We start from the raw sequence: 21,312 nt of genomic DNA, 5'->3' as shown, positions 1-21,312 counted from the left end.
AATTCAAACCCGATTTGGTTGATATTTTGTGAGCAACGATTATGTGGAAATGGTTACATCAGCTCGCTAAACCCGAGCGACTTTACTTGCTATGCGGGCGTTTGGTTCCGTGGTTTGCCATCATCAGCACGATACTTCTGATGGTCGGTTGCGTCTGGGGTTTCGGTTTTGCTCCTGCCGATTATCAACAAGGTCAGAGCTACCGCATCATGTATCTTCATGTCCCGGCGGCTATCTGGTCGATGGGCATTTACGGCTCGATGGCGGTGGCGGCGTTTATTGGCCTGGTGTGGCAAATGAAAATGTCTGACCTCGCCGTGGCGGCGATGGCACCCGTTGGGGCGGTGTTCACCTTTATTGCGTTGGTGACGGGTTCCGCATGGGGTAAACCGATGTGGGGAACCTGGTGGGTGTGGGATGCCCGCCTGACTTCTGAGCTGGTGCTGCTGTTCCTTTATATCGGCGTGATTGCGCTCTATAACGCTTTTGACGACCGCCGTCTGGCCGGGCGTGCGGCGGGTATTCTGGTGCTGGTGGGCGTGGTGAACTTGCCGATTATCCATTTCTCCGTTGAGTGGTGGAATACGCTGCATCAGGGTTCAACCAATATGCAGCAAAGTATTGACCCTGCTATGCGCACGCCGTTGCGCTTCACCATTTTTGGTTTCCTCATGCTGTTCATCACGCTGACACTAATGCGTTTACGCAATCTCATTTTGCTTCAGGAACAACGCCGCCCGTGGGTAATGGAACTGGCGAATAAAGGGAGAAACGCATGACGAGCGCATTTTTAAACTGGGTTGATTTTTTCGCCATGGGCGGTTATGCGTTTTACGTCTGGCTCGCCGTCGCGTTGACCGTCATCCCATTATTCTTGTTGGTGGTGCATAGCCGCATGCAGCGCCGCATGATTTTAAATTCTGTCTCGCGCCAACATGCACGGGAAAAACGGATTCAGGCGGCACGACAAGCAGAGGGAACTGAATGAATACTCGTCGCAAACATCGACTTTACCTGGCGCTTTCGGTGCTGGTGGGGTTGGGGCTGACTATCACGCTGGTGCTGTATGCATTACGCAGCAATATCGACCTTTTCTATACGCCGAGCGAAATTCTGTACGGCAAAGGGGAAAGCCATCAATTGCCCGAAGTGGGGCAGCGTTTACGCGTTGGCGGCATGGTTCAACCAGGCAGTGTGAAACGTGATAACCAGACGCTAAAAGTGACGTTTAAACTTTACGATGCCAGCGGTGTGGTGGATGTCAGCTACGTCGGGATTTTGCCGGACCTGTTCCGCGAGGGGCAGGGCGTGGTCGCTCAAGGCGTATTCGAAGCCGGGAACCGTATTGAAGCGAAAGAAGTGCTGGCGAAACATGATGAGAATTACACGCCGCCAGAAGTGAAAGAAGCGATGGATAAAAATCACCAACGTGCGCCACAGGCTTACAAGGATAACGCCTCATGATGCCTGAAATCGGCAGTTTTTTGCTTTGTCTGGCGCTAGGCTGGTCATTGTTACTGAGTGTTTACCCGCTGTGGGGCGTGGCGCGCAATGATTCGCGTTTAATGGCCTCATCACGCCCATTAGCCTGGACGTTGTTTATCACGCTGTGCGCAAGTTTCCTGGTGCTGGTGAATGCGTTTGTGGTGAACGATTTTACGGTGCTGTACGTCGCGAATAACTCCAATAGCGAGTTGCCAGTGTGGTATCGCGTCGCCGCGACCTGGGGCGCGCACGAAGGCTCGTTGCTGCTGTGGGTGTTGCTGCTCAGTGCCTGGACGTTTGCCGTGGCGCTGTTTAGTCGCAGCATGCCGCAAGATGCGGTGGCACGCGTGCTGGCGGTGATGGGGATGATTAATTTCGGCTTCCTGCTGTTTATCATTTTTACCTCGAATCCTTTCACCCGCACATTGCCTGACTTCCCGATTGAAGGGCGTGACCTGAACCCGCTGTTGCAGGATATCGGGCTGATTTTTCACCCGCCGTTGTTGTATATGGGTTACGTCGGCTTCTCCGTGGCGTTTGCGTTTTCTATTGCCGCATTAATGGCTGGAAAACTCGATTCTGCCTGGGCGCGCTGGACGCGTCCGTGGACGTTAGCCGCCTGGTCATTTTTAACCATCGGCATTGTTTTAGGTTCGGCCTGGGCTTATTACGAGCTGGGTTGGGGCGGCTGGTGGTTCTGGGACCCGGTAGAAAACGCCTCGTTTATGCCGTGGCTTGCGGGCACGGCGTTAATCCACTCGCTTTCGGTGACAGAAAAGCGCGGTAGCTTTAAAGCCTGGACAGTGTTGTTGGCGATTACGGCATTCTCGCTTTGCCTGCTGGGCACTTTCCTGGTGCGTTCTGGCGTGCTGGTTTCGGTGCATTCGTTTGCCTCAGACCCTGCTCGCGGCATGTTTATCCTCGCCTTCCTGGTGATTGTGATTGGCGGTTCGCTGCTGCTGTATGCGGTGAAGGGCAGCAAAGTGCGATCGCGCGTTGGGAATAGTTTGTGGTCGCGGGAATCATTTTTGCTCGGCAACAACGTGTTATTGATTGCCGCGATGCTGGTGGTGTTACTCGGGACGTTACTGCCGCTGGTGCACAAACAGCTTGGGCTGGGCAGTATTTCCATCGGCGAACCGTTCTTCAACACCATGTTTACGGCACTCATGGCGCCGTTCGCGCTGTTGCTGGGCATTGGCCCGCTGGTGCGCTGGCGTCGCGACGAACCGCAAAAATTAGTGAAAAGGCTGGCGATTGCCGTGACCATTACGGTTGCGTTTTCGTTGGTGCTGCCGTGGCTGATGCAAGACCGCGTTGAAGCCATGACGGTGGTCGGTTTATTGATGGCGATTTGGGTGTTTGTGCTGGCCTTAACCGAAGTCTATGAGCGCGCCGCGCATCGCCACGGCTTGCTGAAAGGCTTATGGAAATTACCACGCAGCCACTGGGGCATGGTGTTTGGGCATCTGGGGCTGGCGGTGACTGTCGTCGGTATCGCGTTTAGTCAGAACTACAGCATTGAACGCGATGTGCGCATGAAAGCAGGCGATAGCATCGACATCCATCAGTACCACTTTGTGTTCCGCGATGTGCATGAGCTGACTGGTCCGAATTACCGCGGCGGTGTGGGGATTATCGACGTCACGCGTAATGGCAAACCCGAAGCCACGTTGCATGCGGAAAAGCGTTTCTACAACAGTAACCGCGCCATGATGACCGAAGCGGCGATCGATGGCGGCGTAACGCGTGACCTGTATGCCGCACTCGGCGAAGAGCTGGACGATGGAAGCTGGGCGGTTCGCCTGTATTACAAACCGTTCGTGCGCTGGATTTGGATGGGCGGAGTTTTGATGACCATTGGCGGGTTGTTCTGCTTGTTTGACCCGCGTTACCGCCAGCGTAAAAACGTGCCGGAGGCTGCATGAATCGCAAAGTATTATTTATCCCGCTCGTTCTGTTTTTACTGCTGGCCGCAATGCTGCTTTGGCAACTGGCGCGAAACGCGCAGGGCGATGATCCCACTAATCTGGAATCGGCATTAGTCGGGAAGCCCGTTCCGGTGTTTCGTCTTGAGTCGCTGGAAAACCCTGGCAAGGTTTACGACCAGGCGGTGCTCACTGACGGCAAACCTTTGCTCCTCAACGTGTGGGCGACCTGGTGCCCAACCTGCCGCGCTGAACATCAGTTTCTTAATGGGCTGAAGGCGCAGGGAATTCGTGTCGTGGGGATGAATTACAAAGACGAACGCAGCAAAGCGATCACCTGGCTCAATGAACTTGGCAACCCTTACGCGCTGAGTCTGTTTGACGGCAACGGCATGTTAGGGCTGGATTTAGGCGTTTATGGCGCACCGGAAACGTTCCTTATCGACGGCAAAGGGATCATTCGTTATCGCCACGCGGGCGATCTCAACGATCGCGTCTGGCAGCAGGAGCTGAAACCGCTGTGGGACAAATACAATAAGGAGGCCGGGGCATGAAACGCGGATGGCTACTGATCGTCGCATTCCTGTTTTCGTCTAATGTCCTGGCGGCAATAGACACTTTCCAGTTTAAAGATGAAGCGCAGGAACAGCAGTTCCGCCAGCTCACCGAGCAATTACGCTGCCCGAAATGCCAGAACAATAGCATTGCGGATTCTAACGCGATGATCGCCTCTGACATGCGTCTGAAAGTCTATGAGTTGATGCAGCAGGGGAAAACGAAGCAGCAAATTATCGACTATATGGTGCAGCGTTACGGTAATTTTGTGACTTATGAACCGCCGTTGACGCCTGCCACCATTATTCTGTGGGTTCTGCCGGTGTTGTTTATTCTCGGCGGCGCGGGCGTGATTGTGGTGCGTAGCCGCAAACGACGCGTTCATTTTAGTGATGAACCGGAAACCGAACAGCACCAGACTGTCACTCGAAAAGCCCATTTCTGGTTTTTTGCTCCGGGAGCGGTTGTTTTGGTTGCCGTGAGTGTAGGCGTTTATCTGAAAACGTCGGACTGGAAGAAGGTGCAGACCTGGCAAAGAGTCACCGAACAAACGCCACAACTTCTGCAGCGCGCCTTAGATCCACAGGCAAAACCGCTAGATATGCCTGAAATGGCCGATCTCGGACTGGGATTACGCACGCGTTTGCAGCAGGAACCTGACAATATTGAGGGCTGGATGATGCTCGGGCGAATTGGTATGGTGCTCAATAATGCAAGTACCGCTACACAAGCCTTTGCACATGCGTTTAAACTGTCGCCCTCTAACAGTAATGTAAAGCTGGGCTATGCTGAAGTATTGACCCGCAGCGGCGACCCACAGGATAACCAACTTGGTGGGGATCTTTTGCGTGAATTGCTTAAGGCGGATCATACAAATGTTCGCGTATTAAGCTTGCTCGCATTTAATGCTTTTGAACAACAGAATTACCGCGAAGCGATTGGTGCATGGCAAATCATGTTGCAAGTCTTACCCGTAAACGACCAGCGTCGGGCTGTGGTGCAAAGAAGCATCGAGCAGGCAAAAGCGGCGTTGGCAGGTAACGACGGCACTAAAGCGGGGAGCGGAGAGCAATAATAACAGGGAGAGAGATATGAATTTCCGCCTGACCGGGCTGGCACTGGCCGCTACCGTATTAGTCGGCTGTGCGAGTTCGGCCGATACACAGCCGCAAGGGCGCTCGGACCCATTAGAAGGGTTCAACCGGACAATGTACGACTTCAACTTCAATGTGTTGGATCCGTATATCGTGCGCCCGGTTGCTGTCGTGTGGCGTGATTATGTGCCGCAACCTGCGCGCAACGGTCTGAGTAACTTTACGAGTAACCTCGAAGAACCTGCGTCAATGGTCAACAATTTCCTGCAAGGCGATCCGTATCAGGGGATGGTGCATTTCACCCGTTTCTTCCTGAACACCTTGTTGGGCATGGGTGGTTTCATCGACGTTGCCGGTATGGCTAATCCGAAATTACAACGCGTTGAACCCAACCGTTTTGGTACCACACTTGGGCATTACGGTGTTGGCTACGGTCCATACGTGCAGTTGCCAGCCTATGGTAGCTTTACGATTCGTGAAGACGGCGGGGAATGGGTAGATGATTTATATGCCCCTCTGTCCTGGCTCACCTGGTGGATGTCGATTGGTAAGTGGACGCTTGAAGGCATTGAAACACGTGCGCAATTGCTGGATTCTGAAGGGTTGCTCAAACAATCTTCAGACCCGTATATTCTGGTTCGTGAAGCCTACTTCCAGCGCCATGATTTCCTGGCTAACGGTGGGAAGCTTTCACCGCAGGAGAATCCGAATGCGGCGTCCATTGAAGATGACCTGAAAGATATCGACTCGCAGTAAATGCGATATGTTCGAGGCATAAAAAAAGGCGAAACCTGAGTTTCGCCTTTTTTGTAACTGTTAACTATTAGAATGCGTAGTTAAAGTTCATGCCGTACAGCCACGCTTTACCTTCAGACTTGAAGGTGTATGGGCCTTCGGTGAATTCAACATGCTGACCGTGCATGTAGGAAACACCAAGATCGACGGAAGCATCATCGCTGAATGCGTAAGTGGTACCCGCACTCAGCCAGAAGCGGTCCTGATCCGGGATGGAGATAGAACGGTTATCCGCAGGAACCGGGCTGTCGTCAAATGCGATACCGGTACGGAAGGTCCAGTTCTTATCCATATAGTAAGAGGTACCGATAGCAATACGGTACGCATCTTTAAAGTTCTCTTCTTTTTTGAACAATGTCTGGCCGTTGTTGCCAGTCGCTTTCAGCTCTTCGAACTGACTCCAGCTGGTGTAGGCAAGACTATAGTGAATCGCCCACTGTGGCGCGACTTTGTTATAACCTGACAGCTCCCACATTTCAGGCAGGTTCAGGGTCAGAGAACCTGGAACGGTTTGCCCGCTGGTGCCCGCCGGTAGGCCGAATGCAGAAAGCATTGGGGTATATGCCGCAGGCAGGTTGCTTCTATAGTCGCCGTCAAAGTCGATTTTGATTTCTGAACGGTAGGTTAAGCCATAACGGTTATCTTTATTGATTTCATAAAGGATACCCGCGTTCCAGCCAAAGCCCCATTCATCGCCTTTCAGGTGCGCGATTTGGGTATCAGCCGGAAGTCCTGCTACTGGGCCAACTAAACTTGGTGGCAACGCGCCAGAACCCGCAATAATCTGGCCCAGGTCACCTGCGTAACGCTCGATTTTTGCTTTCGCATAAACGGCGTCAAACCCAAGACCGAAGCTCCAGTTATTATTTAAACGGTATGCACCGCTCAGGTTCAGGTTCAGAGTCGTCAGGTCGGTTTTGCCGCCCATCGAACCTGCGGTGTAGTTATTGTTGAACTCGGTTGCCAGGCCATAGTTTGAAGTAACAGAAGCACCCCAGCCAAATTGATCGTTAATTGGCGCAAGGAAATGCAGGTTTGGAACCCACGCGGTTGGCGCAATGTTATCTGCGTCAGTGCTGCGGCGTGTTGGAGAAGTACCAGAAATATTAACGTCCGGGTCAATAAAGACCGCACCGCCGGAGAACATTGGGCGGTCAAACATCATAATCGTTGCAGGGTTACGGCTTGCGGAGCCCGCATTGTCTGCGACCGCACCTTCCCCTGAATAAGCTCGGCCTAGGCCTGAGGAAGAGAACTCGTTTAATTGAAAGCCGGCTGAGTACGCCTGCGATGAGACAATTGCCACTGCAACCGCTAGGGCTGACTTTGTAAACAGGTTTTTCTGGCTCATGACCAAAACCTCATAATGGATTTATTTTTATACAAACAATGTTACATACCGTAACAGGAGCGCGAATAGTAGGGGCTGATCTGTTACAGAGAAATCAGACCAGTGGCGAGAGTATAGGTCTGACCAGATGGTATGTTGCAAGTTTGTATCTAAGATTTTTCAAATTTGATCGCCGAAACGAGATCTGCCTGGCAAAATCGGGTTCGGCGTCACTATGCAAAATAGGTGAATCTTGTTTTAGATCATTTTTAAGTGTGATTTGGGTCACTTAGAGATTTTGACAAGATTAACGACTGGAGTCGCTTCAACAGGGAGCGTAAAATAGACAAGATTCGTTGAAAATATTTTGCCTTTTAAATACAGAGGAAATCATAAAATGAGTAAGAACACTGCTGATGAAACCCCGGTTTGCTGCTGTATTGATGTCGGCTCTATCATTGATAACACCGACTGCACAGCCACTTACAGCCGCGTATTTGCCACTAAAGCTGAAGCGGACGAAACCCTGGCAGCACTGAGTGAAAAGGCTCGTGCAGCAGAATCAGAACCTTGCCAGATTGTTCCGCGTTACACCGAAGAAGCTGATGGCATCCGTCTGGATATCGATTTCACTTTCAGCTGCCAGGCTGAAACCATGATCTTCCAGCTCGGCCTGCGTTAAATGTAAAAATGTCGGATGGCGCAAGCTTATCCGACCTACAAGTGCCAACCGTAGGGTGGATAAGCGAAAGCGTCATCCACCTTCTTTCACTTTAATATCCTTCCTTAAAGCGTGTCCCCCCTCCCAATTATTTAGTCCCCCGGTTGGCTGATTGTAACTTTTTGGTTAAAACTGTGATCAGGTCTGACCACTGTTGGTCAATTACATTTTTATTCCCAGAAATATGCAGTTACAGCAACATCGCTGTAGATTCATACACAAAGGGAAGAATAGGGGAGCGTTATGAGTCAGGCACTTCCGTTGGTGACCCGTCAGGGTGACCGCATTGCCATTGTCAGTGGTTTACGCACACCGTTTGCCCGCCAGGCGACGGCATTTCATGGCATTCCCGCAGTTGACCTTGGCACCATGGTGGTCAGCGAGCTGCTCGCTCGCAGCGAAATTCCCCCGGAAGTTATCGAACAGCTCGTTTTCGGCCAGGTGGTGCAGATGCCGGAAGCGCCAAACATTGCCCGCGAAATCGTTCTTGGTGCGGGTTTAAGCGTACATACCGATGCCTATAGCGTGAGTCGCGCCTGTGCGACCAGTTTCCAGGCGGTGGCGAACGTAGCCGAAAGTTTAATGGCCGGGACTATTCGCGCGGGTATCGCGGGTGGCGCGGATTCATCGTCTGTTTTACCGATTGGCGTCAGTAAAAAACTGGGGCGCGTACTGGTCGATGCTAATAAAGCACGCACCCTGGGGCAAAAATTGAAACTCTTTTCCCGCTTACGCCCACGCGACCTGTTACCTGTTCCTCCTGCTGTCGCCGAGTATTCGACCGGTTTGCGAATGGGCGATACTGCTGAACAAATGGCGAAAACCCATGGCATTACGCGTGAACAGCAAGATGCGTTAGCACATCGCTCACACATCAAAGCCGCGATTGCGTGGAAAGAGGGGAAATTGTCGGAGGAGGTCATGACGGCATTTATCCCGCCTTATCGCCAACCGTTCAGCGAAGATAATAACGTGCGTCAGAATTCGTCGGTTGCTGATTACGCGAAGCTGCGTCCGGCGTTTGATCGCCAGCACGGAACCGTCACTGCCGCTAACAGCACGCCGTTAACGGATGGTGCCGCTGCGGTGATTCTGATGACGGAATCCCGCGCCAAAGAACTCGGTTTGAAACCGTTGGGCTACTTACGCAGTTATGCGTTTACGGCGGTAGATGTCTGGCAAGACATGCTGCTAGGCCCGGCCTGGGCGACGCCGCTGGCGCTCGAAAGGGCAGGCATCACTCTCAATGATCTGACGTTGTTTGATATGCATGAAGCCTTTGCCGCGCAAACGCTGGCTAACCTGAAAATGCTCGCCAGCGAACGTTTTGCTCGTGACGTATTGGGCCGCGCTCATGCGACCGGTGAAGTCGATGATGCGAAATTCAACGTGCTGGGCGGTTCGATTGCCTATGGGCACCCGTTCGCGGCAACGGGCGCGCGTATGATCACGCAAACATTGCACGAATTACGTCGCCGTGGCGGTGGATTTGGGTTAGTGACTGCCTGTGCTGCGGGTGGATTAGGCGCCGCTATGGTTCTGGAGGCCGAATAATGGAACAGATTTCCGCTTTCAACTTACACATCCGCCTCGACAATATCGCGGTTGTGACCATTGATGTGCCGGACGAAAAGATGAACACGCTGAAAGCCTCTTTCGGCCCCGAAGTCCATAACATCATCAAACAGGTGCGCGACAATACGGCACTGCAAGGGTTGATATTTATTTCAGGTAAACCTGACAACTTTATTGCTGGCGCTGATATCAACATGATTGCCAACTGCCAGAACGCGCTGGAAGCCCAAACGCTGGCGCATCAGGGGCAACAGATCATGGCAGAAATTGCGGCGCTACCGATTCCGGTTGTGGCGGCTATTCATGGCGCGTGTCTCGGCGGTGGGCTGGAGTTGGCCCTGGCCTGCCATTCACGCATTTGTACCGATGATGAAAAAACCAAACTTGGCTTGCCGGAAGTGCAGCTTGGCTTATTGCCTGGTTCTGGCGGCACCCAGCGTTTACCGCGTTTGATTGGCGTCAGTAATGCGCTGGATATGATTTTGACGGGTAAGCAGTTACGCCCGCGCCAGGCGCTGAAACTGGGCCTGGTCGATGAAGTGGTTCCGCAGTCTATTTTACTGGCCGCCGCGGTTGAACGTGTCGCAAAGGGCCGCCAACCCTCTCGGACATTACCGGTGCGGGAACGCATTCTGGCAGGCCCGCTTGGCCGTTCGCTGCTGTTTAGCATGGTGGAGAAAAAAACCGAGCAAAAAACGCGCGGTAATTATCCAGCCACGAAACGCATTATCGACGTGATAAAAATCGGCCTCGGGCAGGGGAGTTTTAGCGGCTACGAATCAGAAGCGAAAGCGTTTGGCGAGTTAGCGATGACGCCACAATCGGCGGCGTTACGTGGGCTATTCTTTGCCAGCACCGAGCTTAAAAAAGAGCACGGCGCGGATGCGCAGCCGCGTCCAATCAAGGCGGTAGGCGTGCTGGGCGGTGGCTTGATGGGCGGAGGAATTGCGTTTGTCACCGCGACAAAAGGCAAGCTGCCGGTGCGTATTAAAGATATCAATAATGAAGGCATTAACCACGCGCTGAAATACAGCTGGGATTTGCTGGATAAAAAAGTGCGTCGCCGCCATCTGAAAGCTATTGAACGCCAGCGCGAAATGGCGCGTATTTCCGGCGGCACCGATTATCACGGTTTTCGTAATCGTGACATTGTCGTGGAAGCCGTTTTTGAAGATCTCGCGCTCAAGCAGAAAATGGTCGCTGAGATTGAACAAAATGCTGCACCGCATACTATTTTTGCTTCAAACACCTCTTCATTGCCGATTGCCGATATCGCGGCTAACGCCGCGCGCCCCGAGCTGGTGATCGGTCTGCATTACTTCAGCCCAGTGGATAAAATGCCGCTGGTAGAAGTCATTCCTCACGCGGGAACCAGCGCGGAAACGATTTCCACAACAGTTCAGTTGGCGAAGAAACAAGGCAAAACGCCTATTGTAGTAGGCGACAGCGCCGGGTTTTACGTCAACCGCATTCTGGCACCTTACGTTAATGAAGCGATGCGATGCCTGGTGGAAGGTGAGCTGGTCGATAAAATTGATAATGCGCTGATGGCGTTTGGTTTCCCTGTCGGCCCAATCCAACTTTTGGATGAGGTGGGAATTGATGTAGGGACTAAAATTAGCCCTATACTTCAGCAGGCTTACGGGGATCGTTTTGCTGCACCGCAAAATATTGCAGCAATATTGAATGACGATCGCAAAGGTAGAAAAAATGGGCGCGGTTTCTATCTTTATCCAGGCAAAGGGAGTAGAAGCAAAAAGCAGGTCGACCCTGCAATTTATAAGCTGTTAGGTGTTTCACCAAAAGGACAACTGGCAGAAAAAGAAATTGCACAACGCTGCGTGATGATGATGCTCAATGAGGCGGCGCGTTGCCTTGATGAAGGTGTTGTTCGCAGTGCTCGCGATGGCGACATCGGTGCAGTGTTCGGTATTGGTTTCCCACCGTTCCTTGGTGGCCCGTTCCGCTATATGGATTCTTTGGGTGCGGGTGAAGTTGTCGCGCAATTGCAGCGCCTGGCGAGTCAATACGGGGAGCGTTTTGCCCCTTGTGACAGACTTTTACAAATGGTGGAAGAGCAACGAAATTTCTGGGCAAAGTGAACCCCGGAGATGAAACTGTAGTCAAAGAAACATCAACATATGGCTCGGTGAATGGATGCTGGTCGGTCACTTATTAAACAGTGATTGACTATACTTGCACCATTGAGGTAAAAAACAGCGTTTCATTCGATGTACGGATAAGGCACAATGCCCGGCTGCTGAATTTCCCCTCTTAAGTTTCAGGGGAATTCAAGCATTCCTGGTTAACAAAAGCGGTGCAATATGCAAGTTTTTATCATGCGTCACGGCGACGCAGCACTCGATGCTGCCAGCGACTCGGTACGTCCACTCACACAATGTGGTTGTGATGAATCCCGGGTAATGGCGACCTGGTTGAAAGGCCAAGTGTTAGATATCGAACGTGTTCTGGTGAGCCCTTACCTGCGAGCCGAACAAACCCTGGATGTAGTGCGGGAAACACTGACCCTTCCAGGTAAAGAAGACATTCTGCCGGAATTGACGCCGTGCGGCGATGTGGGCCTGGTGAGCTGCTACCTGCAAGCCCTGGCAAATGAAGGGGTTGAGTCGGCGCTGGTGATTTCTCACCTGCCGTTAGTCGGTTATCTGGTGTCTGAGCTTTGCCCGGAAGAGACACCGCCGATGTTCAGCACTTCGGCTATTGCTAATGTCACACTGGATGCCGAAACGGGCAAAGGTGTGTTCAACTGGCAAATGAGTCCATGCAATTTGAAAGTAGCTAAAGCTATTTAATTGCCGTAAGCATGAAAAAAGAGCCGCGAAATGCGGCTCTTTTTGTTTGTGCGCTCATACGATAAATTTGGTGGATGACGCTGCGCTTATTCCCCCTACAAAATCAATAACGTAGGTCGGATAAGCGCGACGTCATCCGGCAGATAATGCTACGGCAACTCCGGCGGTAGCCACTCTTCGATTTCAATCAACACCAGCAATGCTGCATCGCCACCGTACTCTTTCGGTGCCTGGTGAAATGCCATGATGTGTGGGTGTTGCGCCAGCCATAATGGCGTTTGCTGCTTCAAAACGTGTTTGCCATGTCCATGCATCACACAGGCGCAAAACACATGCTCGCGACGACAGGCCGCAATCAGCGCGCCTAATTCCTGCTTCGCTTGCATCTGAGTCAGACCGTGCAAATCGAGGAATAATTCTGGCGAATAATCCCCGCGCCGAATTTTTTTTAGCTCAAAATGGCTGACGTCTTCGCGCACATAACGTGTCGGGCCTTCAGTCGCCAGGCGTGGCTGGAATTCGTCTGAAAAGTAATGACTCGCATCGGCTTGTTCCTGCAACAGCCGTTTCACTGGAACTTCCTGGACTTTCTTACGCATCGGGCGATGAACAATGGTGTCCTGAGTTAATTTTTTTGTGCCGCTCATCAGATCACGGAAAAGGTTCTGATCGTCAGCGCTGAGCGGATTTTTCTTCTTCATCTGTTTCTCGTCTCGCATCTGCATTAGCGCCAGTTTACCTGGTTTGTCGTCCATCGCTAAATAAAACGCAATTTTCACCGCAGTGACAGTGATTGAAATGCTGATTTGTCGCGGCCTTCATGGCAAACTAATCGATTATTGAATTAGCGCGAACGGCCTGCGGAGGGCAACGTGGATAAAATTTTCGTCGATGAGGCAGTGAATGAACTGCATACCATTCAGGATATGCTGCGCTGGGCAGTCAGTCGCTTTAGCGCCGCCAACATCTGGTATGGCCACGGCACGGATAACCCGTGGGACGAAGCCGTTCAGTTAGTGCTGCCAAGTCTCTATCTGCCGCTGGATATTCCAGAAGATATGCGCACTGCGCGTCTGACGCCAAGCGAACGCCATCGTATCGTTGAACGCGTGATTCGCCGCGTCAACGAGCGCATCCCGGTCGCCTATTTGACCAACAAAGCCTGGTTCTGCGGTCACGAGTTTTATGTCGATGAACGCGTGCTGGTGCCACGTTCCCCAATCGGCGAGCTTATCACCAACCGTTTTGCGGGCCTGTTTGATAACGAACCGCAGCACATTCTGGATATGTGCACCGGCAGCGGCTGTATCGCTATCGCCTGTGCTTACGAATTCCACAATGCAGAAGTTGATGCGGTGGATATTTCTCTTGATGCGCTGGCGGTTGCCGAGCAAAACATCGCCGAGCACGGCCTGGAAAGCCAGGTAACGCCAATGCGTTCCGACCTGTTCCGCGACCTGCCAAAAGTGCAGTACGACATTATCGTCACTAATCCACCGTATGTGGATGCGGAAGATATGTCTGACCTGCCAGGCGAGTTCCGCTTCGAGCCGGAATTAGGTTTAGCGGCGGGTACAGATGGCCTGAAACTGGCGCGTCGCATTCTGGCGTGTGCGCCGGATTATCTCGCCGATGGCGGCGTCCTGATTTGTGAAGTCGGAAACAGCATGGTACATCTGATGGACCAGTATCCGGATGTGCCGTTCACCTGGCTTGAGTTTGATAACGGCGGAGACGGCGTGTTCATGCTGACCAAATCGCAGCTTATTGATGCCCGCGAACATTTCAGCATTTACAAAGATTAATCTGTGCAGGCGGGCCTTACGGCCCGTCTTCATTTGCTCACAACACAACGAAAAACGATAACGGAAAGAAGATGGCTGGAAACTCTATTGGACAAGTCTTTCGCGTAACGACTTTTGGTGAATCTCACGGTGTGGCGTTGGGTTGCATCGTTGATGGTGTGCCGCCGGGCATTCCGCTTACCGAAGCAGATTTACAACACGATCTCGACCGTCGCCGCCCAGGGACTTCTCGCTATACCACGCAACGCCGTGAACCCGATCAGGTGAAAATTCTGTCCGGTGTATTTGAAGGCGTGACGACCGGCACCAGCATCGGTTTGTTGATTGAAAACACTGACCAGCGCTCGCAAGATTACAGCGCGATCAAAGACGTGTTCCGTCCGGGCCACGCAGATTACACCTACGAACAAAAATATGGCCTGCGCGATTACCGTGGCGGTGGCCGTTCTTCGGCTCGTGAAACCGCGATGCGTGTAGCGGCGGGAGCGATTGCTAAAAAATATCTGGCGCACAAATACGGCATCACAATTCGTGGCTGTCTGACGCAAATGGGCGACGTGCCGCTGGAAATCAAAGACTGGGATCAAGTCGAGCAGAACCCGTTTTTCTGCCCGGATCCCGATAAAATCGAAACGCTTGATGAGCTAATGCGTGCGCTGAAAAAAGAAGGCGACTCCATCGGCGCGAAAGTGACGGTTGTGGCTGACAACGTGCCACCAGGCCTGGGCGAACCCGTATTTGACCGCTTAGATGCCGATATCGCGCATGCGCTGATGAGCATCAACGCGGTGAAAGGCGTGGAAATTGGCGAGGGCTTTGGCGTGGTTAACCTGCGCGGGAGCCAGAACCGTGACGAAATCACCAGACAAGGTTTCCAGAGCAATCACGCTGGCGGCATTCTCGGTGGTATCAGTAGCGGCCAGCAAATTGTCGCGAACATGGCGCTGAAGCCAACTTCCAGCATTATGGTTCCGGGGCGCACCATCAATCGCGAAGGCGAAGAAGTTGAGATGGTCACGCGTGGCCGCCATGATCCTTGCGTGGGTATTCGCGCGGTTCCGATTGCCGAAGCCATGGTAGCGATTGTATTGATGGATCATATGCTGCGTCAGCGTGCTCAAAACGGTGACGTGACTTTCCCTTTGCCGCGCTGGTAATGCGATGAAAAAGAGACTCGTGGGGCTGCTGGCATTGCTTGCCAGTACCGCTACTTTTGCCGCGACGCCGTGGCAGAAAATTAGTCATCCGATTGCGGGAAGCCCGCAGTCTATTGGTGCATTCTCTAACGGCTGCATTGTGGGTGCCCACGAGTTGCCGCTCAACGATCCTCGCTATCAGGTGATGCGCCAGGACCAACGTCGCTATTTCGGCCATCCCGATTTAGTGTCGTTTATCCAGCGCTTGAGCAATCAATCGACGCAACTTGGCCTCGGTACGCTGCTGATTGGTGATATGGGAATGGCGGCGGGCGGTCGTTTTAGCTCAGGCCATGCCAGCCACCAAAGCGGGCTGGACGTCGATATCTTCTTGCAGCTTCCCAAAGCTCGCTGGACTTCAGCTCAGCTTCTTAAACCGCAGGCGCTGGATTTAGTCGCCAGCGATAATCAGCATGTGGTGCCGCGTTTGTGGCAGCCGGAAATCAGCAGCCTGATTAAGCTTGCGGGGAAAGATAACGACGTCACGCGGATCTTCGTCAATCCGGCAATCAAGCAGCAACTGTGTCTGGATGCCGGAGCTGACCGTGACTGGCTGCGCAAAGTGCGCCCGTGGTTTGCTCACCGCGCGCATATGCACGTGCGTCTGCGTTGTCCGGCTGACAGCCTCGAGTGCCAGGACCAACCATTACCACCGCCAGGCGACGGTTGTGGTGCCGAGCTGCAAAGCTGGTTCGCGCCGCCAGCACCGGGCGAGCGGCCACCGAAAAAGAAAACACCACCGCCTTTACCCGCCTCTTGTCAGGCTTTGCTGGATGAGCACGTTCTCTAACGGATAAGTTCATGGAATGGTTTATGGTTTCCCCCCTGATGCTGGTGGCGCTGTTTTTTGTCGCCATGCTTGCAGGGTTTATTGACTCACTGGCAGGTGGGGGTGGTTTGATAACCGTCCCCGTGCTGTTAGCCACGGGAATGTCCCCCGCACATGCTTTGGCGACCAACAAACTCCAGGCCTGTGGGGGTTCGGTTTCTTCCTCTCTCTATTTTATTCGCCGCAAAGTTGTCGATCTTAAAGAGCAGAAACTGAATATTCTGATGACGTTTCTCGGCTCCACATCGGGTGCGCTGCTGGTTCAGTATGTGAAATCTGACGTGCTGCGCCAAATCTTGCCGCTACTGGTCATTTGCATCGGCTTGTATTTTTTACTGATGCCAAAACTGGGTGAAGAAGACAGGCAACGCCGTTTGTACGGCCTGCCGTTTGCGCTGATTGCAGGGGGCTGCGTCGGTTTCTACGACGGTTTCTTCGGCCCAGGCGCGGGTTCATTTTACGCGCTGGCCTTTGTGACCCTATGCGGCTTTAACCTCGCTAAATCTACCGCTCACGCCAAAGTATTAAATGCGACGTCAAACCTGGGCGGCCTGCTGCTGTTCATCATCGGCGGGAAGGTGATTTGGGGAACCGGTTTTGTGATGATGGCCGGGCAGTTTTTAGGGGCGCGGATGGGATCGCGTCTTGTGTTGAGTAAAGGGCAAAAACTGATCCGACCGATGATTGTGATTGTGTCGGCGGTGATGAGCGCCAAACTCTTATTTGATAGCCACGGAACGGAAATTCTCCAATGGTTGGGGATAAATTAAGATGACCACAGCAAATATGACAATAACGACAGAACACCATTATCAGGAACTTATCGACATTTTCGATAGCTGCTTTAAAGATGAATTTAATACACGTCTGATTAAAGGCGACGACGAACCGATCTATCTTCCTGCAGATGAGGAAATTCCTTATCACCGCGTGGTGTTTGCCCACGGTTATTATGCCAGCGGCATGCACGAGATTTCTCACTGGCTTATCGCGGGTAAAGCTCGCCGCGAGCTGGTGGATTTTGGTTACTGGTATTGCCCGGACGGGCGTGATGCCGAAACTCAAAGTAAATTTGAGGATGTGGAAGTCAAACCCCAGGCGCAGGAATGGTTACTGTGCGTGGCGGCAAACTTCCCGTTCAATGTGAGTTGCGACAACCTGAGTGGGGATGTTGACCCGGACAGAATCGCATTTCAGCGTCGGGTCCATGCGCAGGTGATGATTTACCTGCAAGAAGGTATCCCGGCTCGCACGGCAAAATTAATTGAAGCACTGCGGGAGTATTACAAAACCCCGCCGCTGGCCGCAGAACAGTTCCCGTGGCCGGAAGATTTAAACTAAAAAACCTGCATATTGAAGAGGAAGTACGATGATCGCTGAATTTGAAACACGCATTCTGGCGCTAATTGATGAAATGGTTGAGACGGCCAGTGATGATGAACTGTTTGCCAGCGGTTATCTGCGTGGCCACCTGACCCTCGCTGTGGCTGATGTGGAGCACGGTGAAGATCATAGCCCGGAAGCGCTGCACAGTGCGGTATCCGGCAGCCTGGAGAAAGCGATTCAGGCAGGTGAGCTTTCGCCACGCGACCAGTCTTTGGTGCTGGAAATGTGGGACAACTTGTACCAGAAAGCGCAATTCTAAGTTACCCCCTCACCCAACCCTCTCCCCAAGGAGAGGGGACTGTTCGGTGTTCTCCCTCTCCAGGGGGAGAGGGCTGGGGTGAGGGCGTTAAACCCTCATTATTTTACTTCTCTTCCTTTCAGCAGTTTCCGCACCCAGAATCGATTCGGATTCAGAGCCGCCAGCGTTTCGCCATCCATGGGAACAGGTTCATCGCATATCTGCGCTGCCAGAATTTCTGCCGCCAGTGGTGCACTGCATAACCCTCTTGAACCCAACGCCGCCAACATAAACAGATTGGGATAGACCGGTGCAGCTTCGGCATTTTCACGGTTTTCGCAAAGTGTCGCATAGGCTTCAAGCGTGGCGTCATAACGCGGAACGCTGCCGATAATCGGTATGTGATCGCGTGTTGCACATCGCACTCCGCATCGGGCCTCACCCGCTGATACATCGACTTCCTTCGGCCATTCCACATCCGGCAGACAATTCAACAAACGTTGACGGTTATGCTGCTGATCTTCATCGTTATAGCGCATTTCTTCCACGCCACGATGATAGCTTGCACCGATACAATGCTGCTGATTGTCTGGATTTTGCGGCGTCAGATAACCGTCGTAACACAGCACCTGGCGTAATTCAGACAGCGACGGGCTGGTTGGAATATGGCTCACCTGGCCGCCAACAGCGGAGAACGGCAGCTTCGCGGTTTGGGCGAGTTTACTGACTTTGAAGCCGTTAGCCAGCACCACAACCGCATGGCGTTTTGCTGCCTGTTCAGCAAACATTAATTCCCATCCGTCAGGTGTTTGCGTCAGTTCTTCGACATGATGCTGGTAATAGGTTTTAAGCCCCATTTGTTCTGCCAGAGCCAGCACACCTGCGGTCAATTGTGCGGGGCACAACCAGCCTCCGAGCGGATAGGTTGCGCCACCATGCCCGGTTTCCAGGCCACAAAGTTTTGCAGCAGTTTGTGCATCGACGGCATGAACCAGTCGCTCAGGGAATTCGAGGCTCAGCATTTGTTCGATTTTATGCTGACTCTTCTCATCCCAACCCAGTTGCGTCACGCCACACCAGTCGTGATCAAACTCAACAGGCAACGAGTCGTATAAGCGACGGGCAAAGGTGAACGCCGCGCTGAAAAAGTTTGTTAGCGAAGCGTCGTGCGTATTCAGCAAGGGATACAACGCGCCCTGACGATTACCGGAAGCGCCAAGTGCCGGGGCGATATCTTCGCAGTAAAGCGTGACCCGCCAGCCACGGCGTAGCAAGGCGAGTGAGAGCAGGGCGCTGGCCACACCGCCGCCAACAATAGCGACTTCTTGCCCTTGCGCTGCCGGGCGGGCGTACCACGGCGTGCGTGCTGGCGTTTCAAGCGCTCGTTCCATTACACCCGTCAGCATTTCACGCTTGCGTCCAAAACCTTTCGTTTTGGTCATAGTGAAACCTGCATCAATCAGGCCTCGACGCACAAATCCGGCGCAGGTGAATGTCGCCAGCGTGGCGCCTGGTCTCGCCAGTTTTGCCATGGTGTCAAACAGGTTTTGCGTCCACATATCCGGGTTTTTTGACGGCGCAAAACCGTCAAGGAACCAGGCGTCGACCTGATTATTTAATGTGTCATCTAATTGCGGGATCAGTTCGTTAATATCCCCGAACCACAGGTCGAGAGTCACACGCCCATTAGCCAGTAAAATACGGTGGCAACCGGCAATTGGAAGTGGCCACTGTTGCTGAAGTTGCTGCGCAAAATCGGCCAGTTCGGGCCAATGCGCATGAGCGGTGTGTAAATCTTCGGCAGTGAGAGGGTATTTTTCAAAACTAATAAAGTGCAGGCGCTTGAGCGTGGCTTGAGGCTGGTTTTTGCAAAAGTCTTCAAAAGCTTGCCATAAAGTCAGGAAGTTAAGTCCGGTGCCAAAACCGCTTTCACCAACGATAAATAGCGAGCGATCGTGGGTTATGAAGCGTTCCGATAATCGGTTCCCACCAAGAAAGACATAACGAGTTTCCTCCAGTCCATTATCATTAGAGAAGTACACATCGTCGAATTCTCGGGATACAGGTGTACCCTCTTCGTTAAAGCCAAGGTTGGCAGATTGTATAGGGGACGGTTTCACGTAAGTTACTCGTCTGGCAGGCGGTGAAACGATCATAACGATGTGTGCGAAGCGGCGCAAATTTCAGACCAATTTGGCTGATCGGACTTGTTCGGCGTACAAGTGTACGCTATTGTGCCATTCGAAATCCTAAATAGTGTAGTGAAAGAGGTATTGAATGAAACGTGCAGTGATTACTGGTCTGGGCATTGTTTCCAGCATCGGTAACAACCAGCAGGAAGTCCTGGCATCTCTGCGTGAAGGTCGCTCGGGGATCACTTTCTCTCAAGAATTCAAAGATTCTGGAATGCGCAGCCACGTGTGGGGTAACGTTAAACTGGACACCACCGGCCTGATTGACCGTAAAGTGGTCCGTTTCATGAACGATGCCTCTGTCTACGCTTACCTTTCAATGCAGCAAGCTATCGAAGATGCTGGTTTGAAAGAAGAAGTTTATCAAAGCAACCCGCGTGTGGGCCTGATTGCAGGTTCCGGTGGGTCGTCTAAATCTCAGGTGTTCGGTGCAGACGCAATGCGTAGCCCGCGCGGCCTGAAAGCGGTGGGTCCTTACGTTGTGACCAAAGCGATGGGTTCTGCGGTTTCCGCATGCCTCGCGACTCCGTTCAAAATTCACGGCGTGAACTACTCGATCAGCTCCGCATGTGCGACTTCTGCGCACTGTATCGGTAACGCTGTTGAGCAGATTCAGCTGGGCAAACAGGACATCGTTTTTGCTGGCGGCGGCGAAGAGCTGTGCTGGGAAATGGCCTGTGAGTTCGATGCCATGGGCGCGCTGTCTACTAAATACAACGAAACGCCGGACAAAGCATCCCGTACCTATGATGCGAGCCGTGACGGTTTCGTTATCGCAGGCGGCGGCGGTATGGTTGTGGTCGAAGAACTGGAGCACGCTCTGGCTCGTGGCGCACACATCTACGCTGAAATCGTTGGTTACGGCGCAACATCTGATGGCGCGGACATGGTTGCTCCATCTGGTGAAGGCGCAGTGCGTTGCATGAAGATGGCAATGCACGGTGTTGATACTCCGATTGACTACCTGAACACTCACGGGACTTCCACACCAGTTGGTGATGTGAAAGAACTGGGCGCAATCAAAGAAGTCTTCGGTAATCACTCACCGTCGATGTCTGCGACCAAAGCCATGACGGGTCACTCTCTGGGTGCCGCTGGCGTTCAGGAAGCTATCTACTCTCTGCTGATGCTGGAGCACGGTTTCATCGCGCCAAGCATTAACATCGAAGAGCTGGATGAGCAGGCTGCTGGCCTGAACATCGTGACTGAAACGACCGAACGTCAACTGAACACTGTTATGTCTAACAGCTTCGGTTTCGGTGGAACGAACGCCACACTGGTGATGCGTAAAGTTAACGCTTAATTCCGGTGAAGTTAATAAACGGGGTGCCTTGTGCGCCCCGTTTTTTTTGCATAATGACGACTGCCAA

Annotated in this window: 21 protein-coding genes; 18 read left to right on the top strand and 3 right to left on the bottom strand. The window is 52.6% G+C overall.

Going from position 1 to position 21,312, the window contains the following annotated elements:
- Positions 1-41 precede the first annotated feature (41 nt).
- The 7 genes from AC0IWZ_RS14900 to mlaA are packed head-to-tail and all read left to right on the top strand — an operon-like array spanning position 42 to position 5,818.
- Positions 42-779, top strand: coding sequence for a heme ABC transporter permease (locus AC0IWZ_RS14900; protein WP_471679016.1), 738 nt, complete (start codon positions 42-44; stop codon positions 777-779).
- The gene (gene ccmD, locus AC0IWZ_RS14895; protein WP_471679017.1) at positions 776-988 is read left to right on the top strand and encodes a heme exporter protein CcmD; all 213 of its coding nucleotides are present in this window, start codon (positions 776-778) and stop codon (positions 986-988) included. The genes AC0IWZ_RS14900 and ccmD overlap by 4 nt, the downstream gene beginning before the upstream one ends.
- Positions 985-1,464, top strand: coding sequence for a cytochrome c maturation protein CcmE (gene ccmE / locus AC0IWZ_RS14890; RefSeq protein WP_172893547.1), 480 nt, complete (start codon positions 985-987; stop codon positions 1,462-1,464). The genes ccmD and ccmE overlap by 4 nt, the downstream gene beginning before the upstream one ends.
- Entirely contained in the window at positions 1,461-3,413 is a 1,953-nt protein-coding gene (locus AC0IWZ_RS14885; protein ID WP_471679018.1) for a heme lyase CcmF/NrfE family subunit, read from the top strand. Before ccmE ends, AC0IWZ_RS14885 begins: the two co-directional genes overlap by 4 nt.
- A complete protein-coding gene (dsbE, locus tag AC0IWZ_RS14880; protein ID WP_034497347.1) occupies positions 3,410-3,967 on the top strand; it encodes a thiol:disulfide interchange protein DsbE in 558 nt (185 codons plus the stop codon). The genes AC0IWZ_RS14885 and dsbE overlap by 4 nt, the downstream gene beginning before the upstream one ends.
- On the top strand, positions 3,964-5,043 hold the full coding sequence (locus AC0IWZ_RS14875) for a cytochrome c-type biogenesis protein CcmH (protein WP_471679019.1): 1,080 nt from the start codon (positions 3,964-3,966) through the stop codon (positions 5,041-5,043). Before dsbE ends, AC0IWZ_RS14875 begins: the two co-directional genes overlap by 4 nt.
- 16 nt (positions 5,044-5,059) lie before the next feature.
- On the top strand, positions 5,060-5,818 hold the full coding sequence (gene mlaA, locus AC0IWZ_RS14870) for a phospholipid-binding lipoprotein MlaA (RefSeq protein ID WP_034497344.1): 759 nt from the start codon (positions 5,060-5,062) through the stop codon (positions 5,816-5,818).
- Positions 5,819-5,885: 67 nt separating this feature from the next.
- Here mlaA and fadL read toward each other — a convergent pair whose 3' ends face one another.
- Positions 5,886-7,208 (bottom strand): long-chain fatty acid transporter FadL, encoded by a 1,323-nt coding sequence (gene fadL / locus AC0IWZ_RS14865; RefSeq protein WP_471679021.1) that lies wholly within the window; start codon positions 7,206-7,208, stop codon positions 5,886-5,888.
- 376 nt (positions 7,209-7,584) lie between these two features.
- Here fadL and AC0IWZ_RS14860 point away from each other — a divergent pair, with 376 nt between their 5' ends.
- The 4 genes from AC0IWZ_RS14860 (at position 7,585) to sixA (ending at position 12,296) form a co-directional block, all read left to right on the top strand.
- Positions 7,585-7,869, top strand: coding sequence for a YfcZ/YiiS family protein (locus AC0IWZ_RS14860; RefSeq protein WP_034497340.1), 285 nt, complete (start codon positions 7,585-7,587; stop codon positions 7,867-7,869).
- 282 nt (positions 7,870-8,151) lie between these two features.
- On the top strand, positions 8,152-9,462 hold the full coding sequence (gene fadI / locus AC0IWZ_RS14855) for an acetyl-CoA C-acyltransferase FadI (RefSeq protein ID WP_034497337.1): 1,311 nt from the start codon (positions 8,152-8,154) through the stop codon (positions 9,460-9,462).
- Complete coding sequence (gene fadJ, locus AC0IWZ_RS14850) at positions 9,462-11,585, top strand: fatty acid oxidation complex subunit alpha FadJ (protein ID WP_471679022.1); 2,124 nt, start codon at positions 9,462-9,464, stop codon at positions 11,583-11,585. Before fadI ends, fadJ begins: the two co-directional genes overlap by 1 nt.
- A gap of 222 nt (positions 11,586-11,807) precedes the next feature.
- On the top strand, positions 11,808-12,296 hold the full coding sequence (gene sixA / locus AC0IWZ_RS14845) for a phosphohistidine phosphatase SixA (RefSeq protein WP_034497333.1): 489 nt from the start codon (positions 11,808-11,810) through the stop codon (positions 12,294-12,296).
- Positions 12,297-12,445: 149 nt separating this feature from the next.
- Here sixA and smrB read toward each other — a convergent pair whose 3' ends face one another.
- Positions 12,446-12,997 carry an endonuclease SmrB gene (gene smrB, locus AC0IWZ_RS14840; protein ID WP_034460090.1) on the bottom strand — a complete coding sequence of 184 codons (552 nt, stop codon included), beginning with the start codon at positions 12,995-12,997 and terminating at the stop codon, positions 12,446-12,448.
- A gap of 171 nt (positions 12,998-13,168) precedes the next feature.
- Here smrB and prmB point away from each other — a divergent pair, with 171 nt between their 5' ends.
- From prmB to AC0IWZ_RS14810, 6 genes are all read left to right on the top strand, one after another.
- Entirely contained in the window at positions 13,169-14,101 is a 933-nt protein-coding gene (gene prmB / locus AC0IWZ_RS14835) for a 50S ribosomal protein L3 N(5)-glutamine methyltransferase (RefSeq protein WP_115627706.1), read from the top strand.
- Positions 14,102-14,172: 71 nt separating this feature from the next.
- The gene (gene aroC / locus AC0IWZ_RS14830) at positions 14,173-15,258 is read left to right on the top strand and encodes a chorismate synthase (RefSeq protein ID WP_471679023.1); all 1,086 of its coding nucleotides are present in this window, start codon (positions 14,173-14,175) and stop codon (positions 15,256-15,258) included.
- A 4-nt stretch (positions 15,259-15,262) separates the two neighbouring features.
- A complete protein-coding gene (gene mepA / locus AC0IWZ_RS14825) occupies positions 15,263-16,087 on the top strand; it encodes a penicillin-insensitive murein endopeptidase (RefSeq protein ID WP_471679024.1) in 825 nt (274 codons plus the stop codon).
- 11 nt (positions 16,088-16,098) lie between these two features.
- Positions 16,099-16,896, top strand: a complete 798-nt coding sequence (locus AC0IWZ_RS14820; RefSeq protein ID WP_115627709.1) for a sulfite exporter TauE/SafE family protein — start codon at positions 16,099-16,101, stop codon at positions 16,894-16,896.
- Between the two features lie 22 nt (positions 16,897-16,918).
- Positions 16,919-17,467, top strand: coding sequence for an elongation factor P hydroxylase (locus AC0IWZ_RS14815; protein ID WP_410373511.1), 549 nt, complete (start codon positions 16,919-16,921; stop codon positions 17,465-17,467).
- Between the two features lie 28 nt (positions 17,468-17,495).
- A complete protein-coding gene (locus tag AC0IWZ_RS14810) occupies positions 17,496-17,771 on the top strand; it encodes a YfcL family protein (RefSeq protein ID WP_172893555.1) in 276 nt (91 codons plus the stop codon).
- 98 nt (positions 17,772-17,869) lie between these two features.
- Here AC0IWZ_RS14810 and mnmC read toward each other — a convergent pair whose 3' ends face one another.
- Positions 17,870-19,870, bottom strand: coding sequence for a bifunctional tRNA (5-methylaminomethyl-2-thiouridine)(34)-methyltransferase MnmC2/FAD-dependent 5-carboxymethylaminomethyl-2-thiouridine(34) oxidoreductase MnmC1 (gene mnmC / locus AC0IWZ_RS14805; protein ID WP_471679025.1), 2,001 nt, complete (start codon positions 19,868-19,870; stop codon positions 17,870-17,872).
- 157 nt (positions 19,871-20,027) lie between these two features.
- Between mnmC and fabB the strand changes: the two genes are divergently transcribed.
- Entirely contained in the window at positions 20,028-21,245 is a 1,218-nt protein-coding gene (gene fabB / locus AC0IWZ_RS14800) for a beta-ketoacyl-ACP synthase I (protein ID WP_034497307.1), read from the top strand.
- Positions 21,246-21,312 lie beyond the last annotated feature (67 nt).

It is taken from the genome of Buttiauxella sp. AC142 (genome assembly GCF_979253435.1).
Note: the sequence above shows the minus strand (reverse complement) of the source record. Positions and strands in the feature narration are given on the sequence as shown.